This is a genomic window from Nocardia jiangsuensis, from assembly GCF_042650385.1.
Classification (GTDB): Bacteria; Actinomycetota; Actinomycetes; order Mycobacteriales; family Mycobacteriaceae; genus Nocardia; species Nocardia jiangsuensis.
In genome coordinates this window covers 480,488-495,761 of the sequence record NZ_JBHSAX010000019.1, presented here as the reverse complement: position 1 = coordinate 495,761, position 15,274 = coordinate 480,488, and the positions used below count along the sequence as shown (strand labels likewise).

The following is a 15,274-nucleotide window of genomic DNA, read 5'->3' as shown; positions in this document are numbered from 1 at the left end:
ACTCCTCGTTCGGTGGGGGCGATCATCGGTCGGTGCGGGTGCCGCGCGGTACCTCCCGGAAGGGGATGCCGTGGTCCGCGGAGGGTTCGCGGGGCATGCCGAGGACGCGTTCGCTGATGACGTTGCGTGCCATCTCGGTGGTGCCGCCGCCGATGCACGCCACCTGCCGCATCAGGAACGATTCGCTCGCCGCGGCCACGCTGCGCTCGTCGTCCGACCAGGCGGCGGTGCTCGATCCGGCGATCTCGAACTTGATCGCCTCGGTGCGGACCTGGCTCACTCCGCCGAACAGCCTGCCGACGGCGGCGGACTCGTCCGGCATGCGGCCGGAGCGGATTCCGGTGCCGAGCCGCTGCTGCAGGACCCGGCCGACCACCGCGAGGACGTGCGCCTCGCCGATCAGGTCGAGCACCCGCTGATCGTCGAGCACCCCCGCGTCGGCGGCGATCCGCAGCGGCGAGGTCTCGGCGGGGGTGTGCGAGGCGCCGGGCGCGTGGGTGACGTACGGCGAGTTGAACAGCATCCGCTCGTGGAACATCCAGCGGGTGCCGACGGTCCAGCCGTCGTCGACCGCGCCGACCCGATCGGTGTCCGGCACCCGGACATCGGTGAGGAACTCCTGGCAGAAATCCCCCGCCCCGTTGAGCAGCTCGATCCGGTGCACCTCGATACCCGGCTGGTGGATGGGCAGGACGAACACCGTCAGGCCGCGATGCTTCGGCACGTCCCAGTTGGTGCGGGCCAGGCACAGCGCCCAGTCCGACCACCACGCCCCGGTCGTCCAGATCTTGGTGCCGTTGAGCACCCACTCGTCGCCGTCGCGGACCGCGGTGGTCAGCGCCCCCGCGACGTCGGAGCCGCCGGACGGCTCGGAGAGGAACTGCATCCAGATCTCCTCGCCGCGCAGCATGGCCGGAATGTGGCGCCGCTTCTGCTCCTCGGTGCCGAAGTCGAGCAGGACCGCGGCGCAGGGCGACATGGTCGGCGCCTGGAACCGGGTCGGGTACTCGTACCCGGCCAGCTCCTGGTTGAACGCCTGCTGATGGGCGCCGGTCAGCCCCTGCCCGCCGTACTCGCGCGGAATCGCGATCCCGGCGAATCCGGCGTCGTGGAACCTCCGCTGGAGGCGGCGGTCGTGTGCGACGGCGGCCAGCTCCTGCTCGCGGGGCACCCGGTGCAGCCCGACCGCCACGTCCGGATCGAAGGGGCCGAGTTCGGCGCGGATCCAGCGGCGCGCCCTGGCCCGGAAGGCGGCGAGGTCTTCGATCTCGGTGCTCACAGCGCCGCCTCTCGGTCGATCAGCCGCGCCGCGATCCGCTGCCGGTGCTCGGCGGGGGTCCCGTAGCGGGCCCGGCCGACGGCGGCGCGGCGCAGGAACAGGTGCAGATCGTGCTCGAACGTCAGCCCGATGCCGCCGTGCAGCTGCACGCACTCCTGGAGCAGCTCGACGCTGTGCTGCCCGATATAGGCCTTCGCGACCTCGACCAGTTCGGCCGCGTCGGGGGCGTTCGCGTCGACCGCCGACGCCGCGGCCTCCGCGATGGCGTGCGCGGCCTCCAGCCACGACTTCATGTCCGCGAAGCGGTGTTTCAGGGCCTGGTAGGAGGCGAGCGGGCGGCCGAACGAGTAGCGGTCGGCGGCCCACCGCACGGTGATGTCGAATCCGGCCTGCATCGCGCCGACTGCCTCGGCGCACTGCGCGACCAGCGCCACCTCGAGCTGCGCGGTCACCTGCGGCGCGGCCGCACCGCAGCCGCCGACCAGTGCGGCCCGCGGAACCCGGACATCGGCGAAGGTGACGGCCCCGAACCGGCGCGTGAGGTCCACCGAGCTCAGCGGCTCGATCGTGACGCCGGGGGTGGCGGCGGGCAGCAGCACCTGGGTGAGCGCGCCGTCGGTGTATCCGGTGACCAGCAGGTGGTCGGCCGCCCCCGCGTACTCGACCGGCCTGCTGCTGCCCGCGAGCACCAGGTCGGCGCCTGCTTCCCGGATCTCGACATCGACGGCGTCGAAGGCCGGCCCCCGCCCCGCCGCGGCGTGGCACCAGGTCGCGATCGCGGTGCCGGATATCAGCTCCGCGAGCACCTCCGGGTGCGAGCCGGTGTCGCTCAACGCCGCCGCGACGATGTTCGCCGGGATCAGCGGACCCGGAGCCGCGTGGCGGCCGAACTCGAAGGCAACGAGCGCGAAATCGGCGAGCGGGTTGCCGCTGAGCGTGCCGCCACCGGCCGCCTCGGCCACCAGCAGCGACGTCCAGCCCAGGTCGGCGCCTGCCCGCCAGTAGCCGGGGTCGAATCCGGTCGGATCGTCGCGCAGGCGCCGGATCTCGTCGGCGGGAACGCGCCCGCGCAGGAACTTCTCGGTGGTCGCCCGGAAGAACTCCTGGTCGGCGGTCACCGGCCCACCGCCGCGGGCAGCTCGAGGCCGTACAGCCCGGCGGCATTGCGCCAGCAGACCTTGTCGCGCTGCTCCGCGCTCCACGCCCGCGGCAGCAGCGCGGGATCGCCCAGCTGCCAGTGCGGGTAGCTGGAGCCGAACATGACCATGTCCTCCTTGCCGGTGAAGGCCAGCCACTCCCCGGCGAAATCGACATCGCCGGGGCCGTCCGTCCGGCCCTGCACGAAGTGCACGTGCCCGGGCAGATAGTCGCTCGGCATCCGCGGCGCCCACGGCGTCTGCTCCAGGTGCGGCCTGCCGAAGGTGTCCATCCGCCAGCTGAACGGGGTGAGCATGTCGCCCCCGCCGTCCGCCCAGACGAACTTCAGCGCGGGGAACCGCTCGAAGACCCCCTCGGCGATCATGTTCATCAGGTGGTAGACGTAGTTGAGCGGCATGAAGGCGGCGTACTGCTCGTAGCTGCGCGGATGCCCCGACGGCGTCGGCGGGTTCTCCACCCCGCTGCCGGTCTCGATGTGCACGGCCACCGGCCAGCCCGCCTCCTGCGCGGCCTCCCACAGCGGCCAGTACTGGGGTTTGCCGTACAGCTCCCGCGACTGCAGCGGAATCCCGATCTGCACGATCTGCGCGTTCCCGCGCCAGCGCCGGATCTCGCGGACCGCGCCGGCGATGTCGTCCGGGCAGACCCGCAGCGTGCCGCGGAACCGCTCCGCGTACTGGCCGCTCTCCAGCCACCGCGACACCATCATCTCGTTGTGCGCGGCCAGCACCGCGGAGGTGAGGTGCCGGTCGGGCAGGATGCCGCGGCTCATCGGGTGCAGGATCGCGAGGTCGACGCCGCGCTGCTCGAACAGGCAGTGTCCGAACAGATTCGGGTCCGAGCCGGGGTACTGGCCGGTGGGGCCGGTCGTGCCCGGCGCGTACTCCCCGCCCGGCGCGCCGTACCAGTCCATCTCCACGTCCGGGATGCCGCGGCTCCGGTACGGCTCGCGCAGGAAGCCGCGGAAATCGGCATCGGAGCGGAAGAAGATGTGGACGCTGGCGTCGATCAGCGGAATGCGCCGCCCGTCGGGCGTTGACAGCATGGGTGTGCTCCCGTGGTCGAGGGTTCAGCCGGCCGGTGGGCGTTCGGCGGTGACGGGTGCGGCGAGCCGCTCGTCGTCGCAGAGCCGCTGCAGCCGCGCCAGGGTCTCGTCGAGACCGGGGCCGAGCCGGGGCCCGGGGGTGAAGGTCGCGGGGAGCTTGCGCATGCCCTGGATGACCCCGATGGTGTCGTAGTGCACGGCTCCGGCCGGATCGCAGACGTAGTCCGGCATCCGGTCGAGCACCGCGGTGAGCATGTGCTTGAACACCGTGCGGGCCACGTTCGAGCCGATGCAGCGGTGGATGCCGAGCCCGAAGCTGTAGTGCCGGTTCGCCTTCCGGTCCAGTACCACCGTGTTCGGGTCGGTGAAGACCTGCGGGTCGCGGTTGGCCATCGCCCACGACAGCCAGACCCGCTCGCCCTCCCGGAAGCTCTGGCCGGCGATCTCGCAGTCCTCCGCGACCGTTCGCCCGTCGCCGGGGGCGGGGGTGAAGAACCGCAGGAACTCCTCGGTCGCCGGATTGAGCAGCAGGTCCCGCTCCCGGCTGAGCGTCTCCCGCTCCCCCGGATGCTGGGACAGCCACTCCAGCGCGTGCGCGGTCAGCGCGGTGGTGGTGTCGAAGCCGCCGCCGATGAGCAGCCCCAGTTGCCCGAGCAGGTCCAGGTCCGGCGGCTGCTCACCGTCGATCGTCATCCGGGCCAGGGCGTCGATGATGCCCGGTCGCGGGTTCTCGCGGATCTCGATCAGATTCGACAGCAGATCGAGCCCCATCGCCAGGCTCGCCTCCTGGACGCGGGGCATGTCGGGGGAATTCGGCGGCGTGTACACCGAGGCGTGCGACGGTTCGTTGTAGATCGCCCACTTCGCCAGCGGAATCCCGAGCAGGGCCAGGGTCAGCACCGCGGGGACGATATTGGCGAGATCCTCGACGAAATCGATGCGTCCCGTCTCGATGTGCTCGTCCAGCGAGGCCCGCACGACCTCGTCGATGAACGGCCCCCAGCGATTCACCGCGGCCGGGGAGAGGTACGGATTGAGCACGGCACGATAGATCCGGTGCTCCGGCTCGTCCATCTCCAGGATGCCGCTGCGGTACTGCATCGTCGCCGGGGACGGGATCGTGATTCCCTCGTAGCCGCGGCGTTCATTGTTGATATCGCGGTCGTTGGAGAGGTGCGGGCAGCGGGCGAGCTCGAACACCGCCCGATTGCCTGCGGCCACCCAGTGCCCGCCGTAGGTCTCGGTCCAGGCGACCGGGCACCGCTCCTGCATTTCCTCGGTGATGGTCTCGAACTGTTCCCGGTATTCGGGGGTATGCCGATCGAAATGGTAGGTGTTGCGGCGGCGATCGACATCCGACAGGATATTCTCGGTCGTCATTCCGTGTCCTCGTCTTCCAGATGTGGTAGTCGTCCCGCTCGCGATATCCGCCCGCGTCCACCCGCGTCCGCATGCCGGGCCGTTCCGGCGATGCCGGCCTGCGCGCTCGGCGGAATACGGCGGCCGGTCTTCTCGACGAGCGCGGCGGCCCCGGCTCCCGTCACCACGCCCTGGCCTGCCCCGGCAGCGCCGGGACCGACTCGGGCAGGTGATAGGTCTGAATTCCGTTGCGGAACATGATCGCTTCGCGGGCATGCGCGGGCAGGTGCTTCACCAGCCAGCGCGGATCGTCGAAGGTCCAGTGCGGGTAGTCCGAGGAGAACAGCAGGATCTTCTCGCACTCCATCCACTCGAATGCCCGGACCAGCTCGGTCTTGTCCTCCGGGTAGTCCAGCGGCTGGGTGGTGAAGCGGATGTGCTCCTTGACGTACTCCGACGGCTTGCGGGTGATCTCCATCCACGGCCTGCGCGCCTCGTACATCGCGTCCATCCGCCACATCAGCGGCAGGATCCAGGTGAAGGCGTGCTCGACCAGGACGATGCGCAGCTCCGGGAACCGGTCGAAGACGCCGTCGAAGATCAGGCTCATGATCTGGTTCGCCGCGAGCAGCGAGTAGCTGACCATGAAGTCGTGGTTGTAGGAGGGCAGCCCGACCGGCGGGGTGGGCAGGGTCTCGGCGTAGCCGCGCGACAGGTGGCAGCTGACCGGGAGCCCGTGCTTCACCGCGGCGGCCCAGATCGGGTCGTAGCGCGGATCGCCCCAGGCCGGGCGCGGCTCGGCCTTGATCAGGATCTGTGCCATGTACGGGTGCCCGGCCCAGTTCTCGATCTCCCTGAGCGCGCCGTCGGGGTCCTCCACCGCGACGCAGATCGAGCCGCGCCACCGCTGGTGCCAGTTGTTCCGGCTGTCCAGCCAGTGATTCGCCAGCCACCTGTTGTGCGCGATGCACTGCGCCTGCGACCATTCCGGCAGCCGCTCGGCCTTGGCCGATGGCTCGAGGATGCCGATATCCGACCCGGCTCCCATGATCAGTTGCCGGAAGGCGAGTTCCGGGTCGCTGCCGGGGAATCCGCCGTCCTCGGGAAACGCGTCGACCCGCATGGCGAAGGCGTGCGCGTAATCGGGGGCGTCGTAGAAGATCGTGTTTCCCACCTTGTGCGAGACGATCTTGCTCCGGTACGGCTCCGGGAGGTATTCCAGGATCTGCCCGGCTCGCGGCACCGGGTGCACATCGGAATCCACCACGCGAACCGGTACCTGCTCGGTACTCGGCACCCGCGGCGTTGTCGTCGCCTGTGTCATGGTCCTGCCTGTCTCTACGTGACCGCACCGGCGGTTTTGAGCGCGATGATGCGGTCCCAGTCCAAGCCGAGTTCGCCGAGGATCTCGTCGGTCTGCGCGGCGAATTCGGGGCCGGGGGTCAATGCCGGTGCGCCGACATCGAATTGGACCGGGCTCGCCACCAGCCGCAGCTCGCCCGCGGTTCGGATGTACTCGTTCGCGACCACCTGCGGGTCGGCGAGGACCTGGTGCGAGTCCTGCACCGGCGCCCACGGCCCGGCCAGCGTCGCCAGCTTCTCGGTCCACTCGGCCAGTGTCCGCGCACCGATCGCCGCGCGCAGGATCGCGACCGCGTCGGCGGTGTGCTCGGCGATCGACTCGGCGGTGGCGAAGCGCGGGTCGTCCGCGAGCTCCGGCCGGTCGATGTGCGCGCAGACGTCGGCCCAGAACTTGGCCGGCTGCATCATCACGAACGACAGGTGCCTGCCGTCGGCGGTGGCGTACAGCCCGACCAGCGGGTTGGCGGGGGCGCCGTGCGCGCCGCTCGGCCCGGCCACCATGGGCTCACCCGCGTACGCCGACAGCGCGATCGCATGCCCCATCGACCACAGCGCGCTGGACAGCAGCGACACGTCCACAACGGAGGGCTCCCCGGTCAGTCCGCGCCGGACCAGCGCGGCGGCGATACCGCCCGCGAGGTTGGTGCCGGAGATCGTGTCGCCGAGCGCCGGCGGCGGGGTGACCATTCCCGGCACGTCGGAGGGGGTGATGGTGGCGGCGACGCCGCCGCGGCACCAGAAGGCGGTCATGTCGTACCCGCCCTTGCCCGACTCGGCGCCGCGCGGGCCGAGCCCGCTGCCCCTGGCGTAGATGATCGACGGATTGACCGCGCGGATGTCGTCGACGTCGATGCCGAAGCGGGCGCGGTGCGCGGGCAGGAAACTGGTCAGGAACACGTCGGCGGACTCGGCCAGCGCGTGCACGATGTCGCGCCCCTCCGGCTGCGCCATGTCGATGCCGATGCTGCGTTTACCGCGATTGGCATGCTCGATATTCGGATTCGGGTCGCCCTCGACGACGAACGTGCCGATCTGCCGCAGCCCGCGCTGCGGATCGCCGGTCACGGCGTGCTCGACCTTGATCACGTCCGCGCCCCAGTCGGCGAGCACCGCGCCCGCCGAGGGGACGAACCCGTACATCGCCACTTCCAGGACGCGAATCCCGGTGAGTGGCCCGGTCGGTGTGGTGCCTGCTGCCATGCTGTCCCGCTCTGCTGTCCGATGCGGCGCTGTGACTGCCACCACTGCATCGGTCTCAATAGTAAGGGGTATCCGTAAGGTCTTTCGATACGCGCTCCGAGTCTCGCTCGAGGTGGGCGCAGTGTCAATGATCGATATCGGAAATATGCCCGCACCAGCATCTTCCACAGATTCCACCGCTTACCGTAAGGTGTTACTATATGCTGACGACGCAGGCAGGTCCGCCGTTTCGACACCCGGGGTGCACCCCGGTGGACGAGGCCGATTCATGCCCGGCATGGCCCTAGTGCGACTCGGATCACACTCCAGAGGGAGGCTGTGCTCGGCCGCCGGGAAGGGATTTCCGACGTCGGCAATACCGGCAATTCGCGATAATGCCCGCATTCGCGGGCCTGCTAGACTCCGCCGATTGTAACGATCACCGGAAGGGACGGCTGTGGCGCGAAACGAAACCGCGACTCGGACACCGCGGCGCCAACGCCGCGAGCGCGGTTCGATCACGGCCGAGGAAATCGTGGAGGGCGCTTATTCCCTGGCGGCCGAGATTTCCGTGGAGAAACTCAGCATGCCCGCCCTGGCCCGGCGGCTCGATTCCGGCGTCACCAGCCTCTACTGGTATTTCCGCAGTAAAGAGCAGTTGCTGGAGGCCATGCGGGACCGCGCGCTCGAACAATACGAGATAGCGCTCCCCTTCACCGGCGACGGCGCCTGGCACGAACGCCTGCGCCATCATTTCCTGCAGATGCGTGCGCTTTTCCGGGACAACCCGGTGCTCTGCGATCTGCTGATCATGCCCACCGCGCACGGCGTCTACGATGGCAACGGCAATGTCGGCCGCGTCACCTATCAGCGGCTCGAGACAATTGTCGAAACTCTGGTGCAGGACGGATTCGACCGGAAAGACGCGCTCGACACCTATTATTCGATGTCGATGCACAGCTGCGGATTCGCCATGCTGGAGCGCAGGGAGGGGCTCGCCGCGGCGCGCGACCCGTCGGCCGGCCCGCCCGTCGACCGGGAGTCCATGCCGAACCTGGCCGGACTGGTCGAGGAGGGCTACCGCCTGACCCTCATCCAGGACCACATCTTCGAGATCGGCCTGGACGCCCTGCTCGACAAGGCGAAGAAGACGCTGGCGCGCAGCGGGTAGGCGCGTGCGCGGACACCCACCGGGAGTTGTTGTAGGGTCTCCGATCATGATCACCGAGCACGCATGGCAGTGGCGCCGCTAGGCGCCACTGTCAGCGTGCGAATTCTCCGCTCAGAGGCTGCCTTTCCCGATCGGGACGCGCCTCGCCGAGCAGGGGTCACGTTCGGGCAGGCGTAACGAAAGGTTCCCCGGTGTCCGAGCTGTTGATCGAGGTCCTCGAAGGACAACACGACTGTTTCGCCCTGCTCTGTCGCGACGGCAGCACGCTCGACGTGCTGACCGGCCGGGCGCAGCAGGTCAGCACCATCGCCGACATTCCGCTGCCCGACGACGCGGACGGCCCCGCCGTCCTCGCCGCCATCCCCTACCGGCAGATCACCGAGCGCGGCTTCACCTGCCACGACGACGCCGCGGCGCTGACCTGCCTGCTGATCGAGCAGCGCGGCACCGCCGCCGTCACCGCCGCCGTGCACCTGCTTCCCGCGGGCAGCCCGGGGCTGCGCGGCGGCGAATTCACCTCGAGCGACAGCGATTACGCGCAGATCGTCAAGCAGATCGTGACCGACGAGATCGCGCACGGCGCCGGCGCCAACTTCGTCATCCGGCGCGACTTCCGCGGCCGGATCGGCGGCGACCACGTCCGCAGCGCGCTGGTGCTGCTGCGGCGGCTGCTGCGCCACGAGGTCGGCGCCTACTGGACCTTCGCCTTCGTCACCCCGGAGTTCGCGCTGGTCGGCGCCACCCCAGAGCGACACGTCTCCGCCGCGGCGGGCACCGTGCTGATGAACCCGATCAGCGGCACCTTCCGCCACCCGGGCACCGCCCCCGACCCCGCCGCCATCCTCGACTTCCTCGGCGACCGCAAGGAAACCGACGAACTGTTCATGGTCGTCGACGAGGAACTGAAGATGATGGCCGCCATCTGCGACCGCGGCGGCCAGGTCATCGGCCCCTCCCTCAAACAGATGGGCAACCTCACCCACACCGAATACCTGCTGCGCGGCGAGAGCACCCGCGACGTCCGAGACATCCTGCGCGCCACCATGTTCGCCCCGACCGTCACCGGCTCCCCCATCGAGAACGCCGCCCGCGTCATCCACCGCTACGAGGACAGCGGCCGCGGCTACTACTCCGGCGTGCTCGCCCTGCTCGGCCGCGACGACCACGGCCAGACCCTGGACGCCCCGATCCTCATCCGCAGCTGCGAGCTGCACGCCGACGGCACCGTGAAGGCCTCCGTCGGCGCGACCCTCGTGCGCGCCTCCGACCCGGTCACCGAGGTCGCCGAGACCCACGCCAAGCTCGCCGGCGTGCTGCAGGCGCTCGGCGCGCTCCCCGGGCACCGGCCCGCGATCGGACGCACCTCGCTGCTCGAGCACCCCGAGATCCGCAGGGCGCTGACCGCGCGCAACGAGTCGCTGGCCCAGTTCTGGCTCGACCGGCAGCCGGCCGTCGCCCCGCAGGCCGGCGTCGAGGCGGTGACCGCCACCATCGTCGACTGCGAGGACGAATGGTCGGCCATGCTCGGACACCAACTGCGCCACCTCGGACTCACCGTCCGGGTCCGGCGCTGGAGCGAGCAACCCGACTCCGACCCGGCCGACCTGCTCGTCATGGGCCCCGGCCCCGGCGACCCCACCGAGACGACGGAGCCGCGCATCGCGCGCATCGACGCGCTCGTCCGGCACCGGCTGCGCGAGAGCCGCCCGCTGCTCGCCATCTGCCTGAGCCATCAGCTGCTGGCCGCGCGGCTCGGGCTCCGGCTGATCCGGCTGACCGTGCCGAACCAGGGCAGCCAGCACGCCATCGACCTGTTCGGGCGGCGCACCACCGCCGGGTTCTACAACAGCTTCACCGCCGTCGCCACGACTCCGCCGCCGTGGGTGGAGTGCAGTGCCGCGGCGAGCGGAGCGGTGCACGCCCTGCGCGGGCCGGGGTTCGCCTCGGTGCAGTTCCATCCGGAATCGGTGCTGACCACCGACGGGATCGAGATCCTCGGCGAGCTGGTGACGCACGCGCTCGCCGGGCGGTAGCCCATCGGCAGCCCGGTGCCCGCCCCGGCGCCGGGCACCGGGCCGGTTCGGACGCCGCGCGCCCCGTCGTCGGCGGGTTCAGAGGTTCTCGGCGCAGAGCACGAAACGGCCGGCGACAGGCCACGCATCCCCGGCCGCCGGCCGCGCCCCGGCGGCCCGAACCGCTGGCGCCGGAACCGCGAGGAGAATATGATTCTCCACTGACAAAAGTCCCGATCTCGCCGAGGCGACGACAGGAGCCCCACCCATGGCGCAACGCCGCTACCTGCACCTGAACCTGGTGGCCAACGACCTCAACCTGCACCAGGGCGCACAGAAGGCGGAGCAGGCCCGTGGCATCCCCGACCGCGGCGCCTTCGAGCGGCTGCTCGAGTACGGCCGCTTCGGCGACGAGGGGCTGTTCACCGCGCTGTTCGTCGGCGACATCCCCGGAATGCAGGGCTCCCCCGCCTTCGACGGCGGCCCCGCCGAGCCCATCACCGCGCTCACCGCGATCTCCCAGCACACCAGGCACGTCGGGCTGATCGCGACCGCGTCGACGACGTTCTACGACCCGTACAACCTGGCCCGGCTGCTGGCCTCGCTCGACCAGGCCTCCGACGGCCGCGCCGGCTACAACGCCGTCACCTCGGTGGTCGACCGCTTCGCCCTGAACTACAGCCTCGACCGCCACCTCGACCGCGAGGCCCGCTACCACCGCGCCGACGAATTCCTCCAGGTCCTGCGCGGCCTCTGGGACAACCGCTCGCTGCGCCCCGACGGCGACGGCCGCCTCCGCTTCCACGCCGAGCCGATCAACCATCGCGGCGAGCACTTCCAGGTCACCGGTCCGCTCAACATCGCGCCGAGCCGCCAGCAGCGCCCGCTCATCGCGCAGGCGGGCGGGTCGGGCGCGGGCATCGCGGTCGCGGCCACGCACGCCGACATGGTCTTCACCAACTCCTCCACCCGCGCCAGCGCCGCCGCCTACCGGGAAACCCTCGACAAGGCGCTCGTCGAAGCGGGCCGCACTCCCGGCACGGTCCCGCCCGTGCCCGGCCTCATCCCCTACCTCGGCCGCACCGCCGCCGAAGCCGAAGAGAAGCTGCGCGAGCTCGACAGCCACGTCGACTGGGCCGCCATGGCCCCCTTCGCGCTCGGGCAGTTCGGGCTCGACATCCCCCTCGGCGAGGTGAGCGATCCGTTCCCCGCCCACCTGCTCCCGCGCCCGGAGGACGTCGAGGCGACGATCAAGAGCACCTTCGGCAACTACGTCGCGATCTACACCTTCGTCCAGGAGCGTCCCGGGGTCACCGTCGGCGAGGTCGTCGCCCAGGCGGTCGGGCGCGGCGGAGCCACACACCGCAAGTTCGTCGGCTCCTACGACGAGCTCGCCGACGACTTCGCGGCCTGGCACGAGGACGGCTCGGTCGGCGGATTCAACCTCATGTTCGCGGCGGGCGCTGCGGCCATCCGGGAGTTCATCGACGAGGTCGTGCCGCGCCTCATCGACCGCGGCATCTACCGCAGCACCCCCTTCGACATCCCGCTGCGCGAGCGCTTCTGATCCCCACCCCCTCCCGCGCGCCGGAAAATCGGTATCGCCGCGGCCCCTCTCCCGGATACCGTCGAGAGACCGAGAAAGGGGGACGACATGTGGAACTGGAGCACTGCGGTCGCCGAATACGGCGCCGTGGCCACCTTCTGGAGCGGGCAGCCCGGCGGCAGCTCGCCCACCGTGCGCGACCCTGAGCCGGGCGCGCCGGAGCCGGTGGCCACCGGTGGGGAGCGGGGTGCGGGCGGTGCGCCCGAGCCCGCTCCCGGGGCGCCGGCGACGCTCGTGCGCGACCGCTTCGATCTCGCGGCCTGAAGGTCCGAGTCGCTACGATCCGGCGTCCGCTCCCAGCGGGCGCCGGATCTCGTTCGACCGTTGATCCTGTCGCTGTCCGCGGTCGAGGTACGCGAGGCCACGGAGCGTAGCGCCGTGGTCCCGCCCTGATCGTGATGGACGGAGTGAGTTCTTCTCGCTCGGCCGAGCCCCCGCTGTTCACTCGCCTGCGCGACGCCTCGCGTGCGGGCACTGGCGCGGACCATCGACTACCACCCCCTGCTCGAGCCGACCGAGCACGCCCATCAGGTGGTGCGGGTGATCGAGGCCCATCTCTCATCGCGGCCCGAGCCGCGCCCGCCCAGGTCCATCCCGCACCGAGCCGGCGGTCGGCGCGGAATCAGCGTCACGTCGCCGAAGGCGCCGGGCCGCCTGCCGACGCCGAATACGTTCTCCCGCAGTCGTGTTAGGCTCTCTCGTTCCGATCGCGCGGTAGTCCGCGCACGAGCGAGGGGGCCGCGGGTGACACCGTTCGTCGTTCTCATGGTGATCAGCGGTGTGGTGCTGATCGCGCTCACCGTCTCCATCCGGGAACTGTCCCCGGCGCGGCGGGTGCGCGACGGTGTGGTCGGGTTCTTGTTCCTCGCCTCCGCCGCGGGCACCGCCTTCGCCGGATTCCACCTCACCGGCTTCTCCTGGCTGGTGCTGGCGCTGCCGATCTACCTCATCGTCGACTCGGTCCGGCACATCGATCTCGAGGACGTCTCCGCGGAGTCGACCCCCGCACACCTGCGCCGCCGCCCGCCGCGCGAATCCGCCACCCCCGCACCCCGGCGGTCCGCGGGCAGTCGGGAGCGGCGCGCCGCCCGTTCCGCCGAGCGCCTCGAAACGCTCCGCGCAAAGCACGGCACACCATAGCGGCCGAGCTGGACAAGCGGTAGGCATACGTCGAGGCCGGGCGGCGAGGAGAATCCCTCGCCGCCCGGCCTGCCGAAGGGGTGGATCAGTCGCGGAGCGCGTCCTTGACCTTCTCGCCCGCACCCTTGAGGTCGGACTTGGTCTGGTCGGTCTTGCCCTCGGCCTCGGTGCTCCGATCGCCGGTGGCCTTGCCCACCGCCTCCTTGGCCTTGCCTGCGAGATCCTCGACCTTGTTCTTCGCCTTGTCGGTGGCGCTCATCCGGTATCCCTTTCGACGTGGTGTACGCGGTCCGTGATGTCCGCGGGCCGACAACGAGGCGATAGCCCCTCGGCGGTGCGGTAAACCCGGCAGCCAGGTTCTCCTCGGGAACGGGTGGCCGCGTGACGACGATCTCGCCGGGTGTGCGCCCTCGTCGAGGCGACGGTGTGCCGCGGCCACCTCGTCGATGCCAGGCCGCAGCGCGCCGTCGTGGATGCCCGCGTTCAGGGCGGCGGCGATGCGGAGGATTCACGGGTTCGTCCCGCCGATCCGGACGGTGGTGAAGCGGCGGCGCCGGATCTGCCAGCCGGCACCGGTGCGCTCCAGCTCGTCGTCGTAGAAGCCGACGGCGTTGACGCCGGACGTGCCGTCGGGCGACATGATCACCGCGTCGACGTAGCTCCTGGCCTGCGCGCTGTCACCGTCCACGGTGGCCGCGACATTGGTGATGCGGTGCAGGGTGTGCCCGGCCATGTCGTGGGACTGCCGCATGAACGCCAGCACCTCCTCGATGCCGTGCCACGTCCCGATCGGGCCGTAGTCGAGGACGCAGTCGGGGGTGAAGACGGTGCGGAAGAGCTCCCAGTCGCGGCGGTCGATGCCGGTGGCGTAGCGGATCAGCACCGCGCCGATCTCGTGGTGGTCGTTCATCGCGGGTCTCCGTTCGGGTGGACGATGACGCGGGCGGGCCCCCGCGAGTGCCTGACCTGCTCGAGCGCGTCGGGCACCCCGTCCAGGCCGATGACGGCGCCGACGCTGGGCAGCGGGTCGAGTGCGCCGGTGCTGATGGCGTCGAGGGTTCCGTACCAGTCCTCGGGCATGGGGCCGCCGCCGAACTGGACGTTCACGCCGGTACGGGTGGCGGCGGTGACGTCGAGGGTGTCGCCGGTGTACCAGCCGCCCGCGCAGGCGATCCTGGTGCCCATGTCGGCCTCCGCGATCAGCCGCTGGATCAGCCCGGGCGCGCCGGCGCACTCGAAGACCACCGCCGAACCCCACAGCTCGCGCTGCGCGCGGACCGTGCGCCACACCTCGAACGGGGACTCCTCGGCCGGGTCGACCGGAATGTGCGCACCGAACGCGTCCCGCGCCAGCGCCCTGCGGCCGGGGTCGAAATCGGAGACGATGATCGGCTGCACGCCGCGGCGGGCCAGCGCGGCCACGGCCGAGAGCCCGATGGCACCGGCGCCGATCACGATCGGGATCTCCCCCGCGGTGATGCGCGCGTTGCGGACGTAGAACTCGCCGACCGCGAACGCGTCGGTCAGCGCCGCGGCGTCGGGATCGACCTCGCGCGGCACCTCGCGCGCGATCACCTCGGCGATCACCAGCTTCTCGGCGAAACTGCCGGGCGAATCCGGATGCTGGCCGATGATCCGAGCCCCGCCCGCCCCGCCGTCGACCAGCCGGACCGGGATCGAGGTGACCCGCGTCCCCACCGGGAACCGCCCGGTGCAGCCCGGCCCGTGCGCGAGCACCTCCCCGACGAACTCGTGCCCGAGCACCACATCGCGGTCGGGGTCGTAGCGGGAGCGGCCGGTGGGGTCGTTCGTCCCGGCCTCGGGGTGATCCATGTAGTGGACGTCGGAGGCGCAGATCGCCGTGCTCACCACCGACACCAGCATCTCCCCCGCTCCCGGCTCCGGATCGGGCGTCTCCCGGACCGACAGGCGGTTCGACCGCAGGACAACGGCGCGCATGGAC

General features: G+C 70.8%; 14 protein-coding genes. 5 read left to right on the top strand and 9 right to left on the bottom strand.

Translation table 11 applies throughout. From position 1 onward, the window contains the following. Nucleotides 1-22: 22 nt before the first annotated feature. From ACFO0B_RS25420 to ACFO0B_RS25395, 6 genes are all read right to left on the bottom strand, one after another. Nucleotides 23-1,279 (bottom strand): acyl-CoA dehydrogenase family protein, encoded by a 1,257-nt coding sequence (locus tag ACFO0B_RS25420; RefSeq protein ID WP_378615090.1) that lies wholly within the window; start codon nucleotides 1,277-1,279, stop codon nucleotides 23-25. Next, nucleotides 1,276-2,397 (bottom strand): acyl-CoA dehydrogenase family protein, encoded by a 1,122-nt coding sequence (locus tag ACFO0B_RS25415; RefSeq protein WP_378615088.1) that lies wholly within the window; start codon nucleotides 2,395-2,397, stop codon nucleotides 1,276-1,278. The genes ACFO0B_RS25420 and ACFO0B_RS25415 overlap by 4 nt, the downstream gene beginning before the upstream one ends. Beyond that, a complete protein-coding gene (locus tag ACFO0B_RS25410; protein WP_378615087.1) occupies nucleotides 2,394-3,482 on the bottom strand; it encodes an amidohydrolase family protein in 1,089 nt (362 codons plus the stop codon). Before ACFO0B_RS25410 ends, ACFO0B_RS25415 begins: the two co-directional genes overlap by 4 nt. A 24-nt stretch (nucleotides 3,483-3,506) precedes the next feature. Next, on the bottom strand, nucleotides 3,507-4,862 hold the full coding sequence (locus ACFO0B_RS25405) for a cytochrome P450 (protein ID WP_378615086.1): 1,356 nt from the start codon (nucleotides 4,860-4,862) through the stop codon (nucleotides 3,507-3,509). A 160-nt stretch (nucleotides 4,863-5,022) separates the two neighbouring features. Next, entirely contained in the window at nucleotides 5,023-6,165 is a 1,143-nt protein-coding gene (locus ACFO0B_RS25400) for an amidohydrolase family protein (protein ID WP_378615085.1), read from the bottom strand. Nucleotides 6,166-6,179: 14 nt separating this feature from the next. Then, nucleotides 6,180-7,403 (bottom strand): CaiB/BaiF CoA transferase family protein, encoded by a 1,224-nt coding sequence (locus tag ACFO0B_RS25395; RefSeq protein ID WP_378615084.1) that lies wholly within the window; start codon nucleotides 7,401-7,403, stop codon nucleotides 6,180-6,182. Nucleotides 7,404-7,839: 436 nt separating this feature from the next. Here ACFO0B_RS25395 and ACFO0B_RS25390 point away from each other — a divergent pair, with 436 nt between their 5' ends. The 5 genes from ACFO0B_RS25390 to ACFO0B_RS25370 all read left to right on the top strand — a co-directional run bounded on the left by ACFO0B_RS25390 (nucleotide 7,840) and on the right by ACFO0B_RS25370 (nucleotide 13,311). Further along, nucleotides 7,840-8,553, top strand: a complete 714-nt coding sequence (locus ACFO0B_RS25390) for a TetR/AcrR family transcriptional regulator (protein ID WP_378615083.1) — start codon at nucleotides 7,840-7,842, stop codon at nucleotides 8,551-8,553. A gap of 191 nt (nucleotides 8,554-8,744) precedes the next feature. Then, nucleotides 8,745-10,586, top strand: a complete 1,842-nt coding sequence (locus tag ACFO0B_RS25385) for an anthranilate synthase family protein (RefSeq protein WP_378615082.1) — start codon at nucleotides 8,745-8,747, stop codon at nucleotides 10,584-10,586. A 247-nt stretch (nucleotides 10,587-10,833) separates the two neighbouring features. After that, nucleotides 10,834-12,132 carry an NtaA/DmoA family FMN-dependent monooxygenase gene (locus ACFO0B_RS25380; protein WP_378615081.1) on the top strand — a complete coding sequence of 433 codons (1,299 nt, stop codon included), beginning with the start codon at nucleotides 10,834-10,836 and terminating at the stop codon, nucleotides 12,130-12,132. Between the two features lie 87 nt (nucleotides 12,133-12,219). Beyond that, nucleotides 12,220-12,435 carry a hypothetical protein gene (locus ACFO0B_RS25375; protein ID WP_378615080.1) on the top strand — a complete coding sequence of 72 codons (216 nt, stop codon included), beginning with the start codon at nucleotides 12,220-12,222 and terminating at the stop codon, nucleotides 12,433-12,435. Between the two features lie 480 nt (nucleotides 12,436-12,915). Beyond that, nucleotides 12,916-13,311, top strand: a complete 396-nt coding sequence (locus tag ACFO0B_RS25370) for a hypothetical protein (RefSeq protein WP_378615079.1) — start codon at nucleotides 12,916-12,918, stop codon at nucleotides 13,309-13,311. Between the two features lie 85 nt (nucleotides 13,312-13,396). Here the strand turns inward: ACFO0B_RS25370 and ACFO0B_RS25365 are convergent, their stop codons facing one another. The 3 genes from ACFO0B_RS25365 to ACFO0B_RS25355 all read right to left on the bottom strand — a co-directional run bounded on the left by ACFO0B_RS25365 (nucleotide 13,397) and on the right by ACFO0B_RS25355 (nucleotide 15,270). After that, nucleotides 13,397-13,570 carry a CsbD family protein gene (locus tag ACFO0B_RS25365; RefSeq protein WP_378615078.1) on the bottom strand — a complete coding sequence of 58 codons (174 nt, stop codon included), beginning with the start codon at nucleotides 13,568-13,570 and terminating at the stop codon, nucleotides 13,397-13,399. 249 nt (nucleotides 13,571-13,819) lie between these two features. Beyond that, on the bottom strand, nucleotides 13,820-14,221 hold the full coding sequence (locus tag ACFO0B_RS25360; protein WP_378615077.1) for a nuclear transport factor 2 family protein: 402 nt from the start codon (nucleotides 14,219-14,221) through the stop codon (nucleotides 13,820-13,822). After that, entirely contained in the window at nucleotides 14,218-15,270 is a 1,053-nt protein-coding gene (locus ACFO0B_RS25355; RefSeq protein ID WP_378615076.1) for an alcohol dehydrogenase catalytic domain-containing protein, read from the bottom strand. The genes ACFO0B_RS25360 and ACFO0B_RS25355 overlap by 4 nt, the downstream gene beginning before the upstream one ends. Between the last annotated feature and the right edge of the window lie 4 nt (nucleotides 15,271-15,274).

Excerpts from the sequence above, each read along its gene's own strand:
- ACFO0B_RS25410 (WP_378615087.1), bottom strand. The coding sequence starts at position 3,482 with ATGCTGTCAACGCCCGACGGGCGGCGCATTCCGCTGATCGACGCCAGC.
- ACFO0B_RS25405 (WP_378615086.1), bottom strand. The coding sequence starts at position 4,862 with ATGACGACCGAGAATATCCTGTCGGATGTCGATCGCCGCCGCAACACC.
- ACFO0B_RS25400 (WP_378615085.1), bottom strand. The coding sequence starts at position 6,165 with ATGACACAGGCGACGACAACGCCGCGGGTGCCGAGTACCGAGCAGGTA.
- ACFO0B_RS25395 (WP_378615084.1), bottom strand. The coding sequence starts at position 7,403 with ATGGCAGCAGGCACCACACCGACCGGGCCACTCACCGGGATTCGCGTC.
- ACFO0B_RS25380 (WP_378615081.1), top strand. The coding sequence starts at position 10,834 with ATGGCGCAACGCCGCTACCTGCACCTGAACCTGGTGGCCAACGACCTC.
- ACFO0B_RS25375 (WP_378615080.1), top strand. The coding sequence starts at position 12,220 with ATGTGGAACTGGAGCACTGCGGTCGCCGAATACGGCGCCGTGGCCACC.
- ACFO0B_RS25365 (WP_378615078.1), bottom strand. The coding sequence starts at position 13,570 with ATGAGCGCCACCGACAAGGCGAAGAACAAGGTCGAGGATCTCGCAGGC.
- ACFO0B_RS25360 (WP_378615077.1), bottom strand. The coding sequence starts at position 14,221 with ATGAACGACCACCACGAGATCGGCGCGGTGCTGATCCGCTACGCCACC.
- ACFO0B_RS25355 (WP_378615076.1), bottom strand. The coding sequence starts at position 15,270 with ATGCGCGCCGTTGTCCTGCGGTCGAACCGCCTGTCGGTCCGGGAGACG.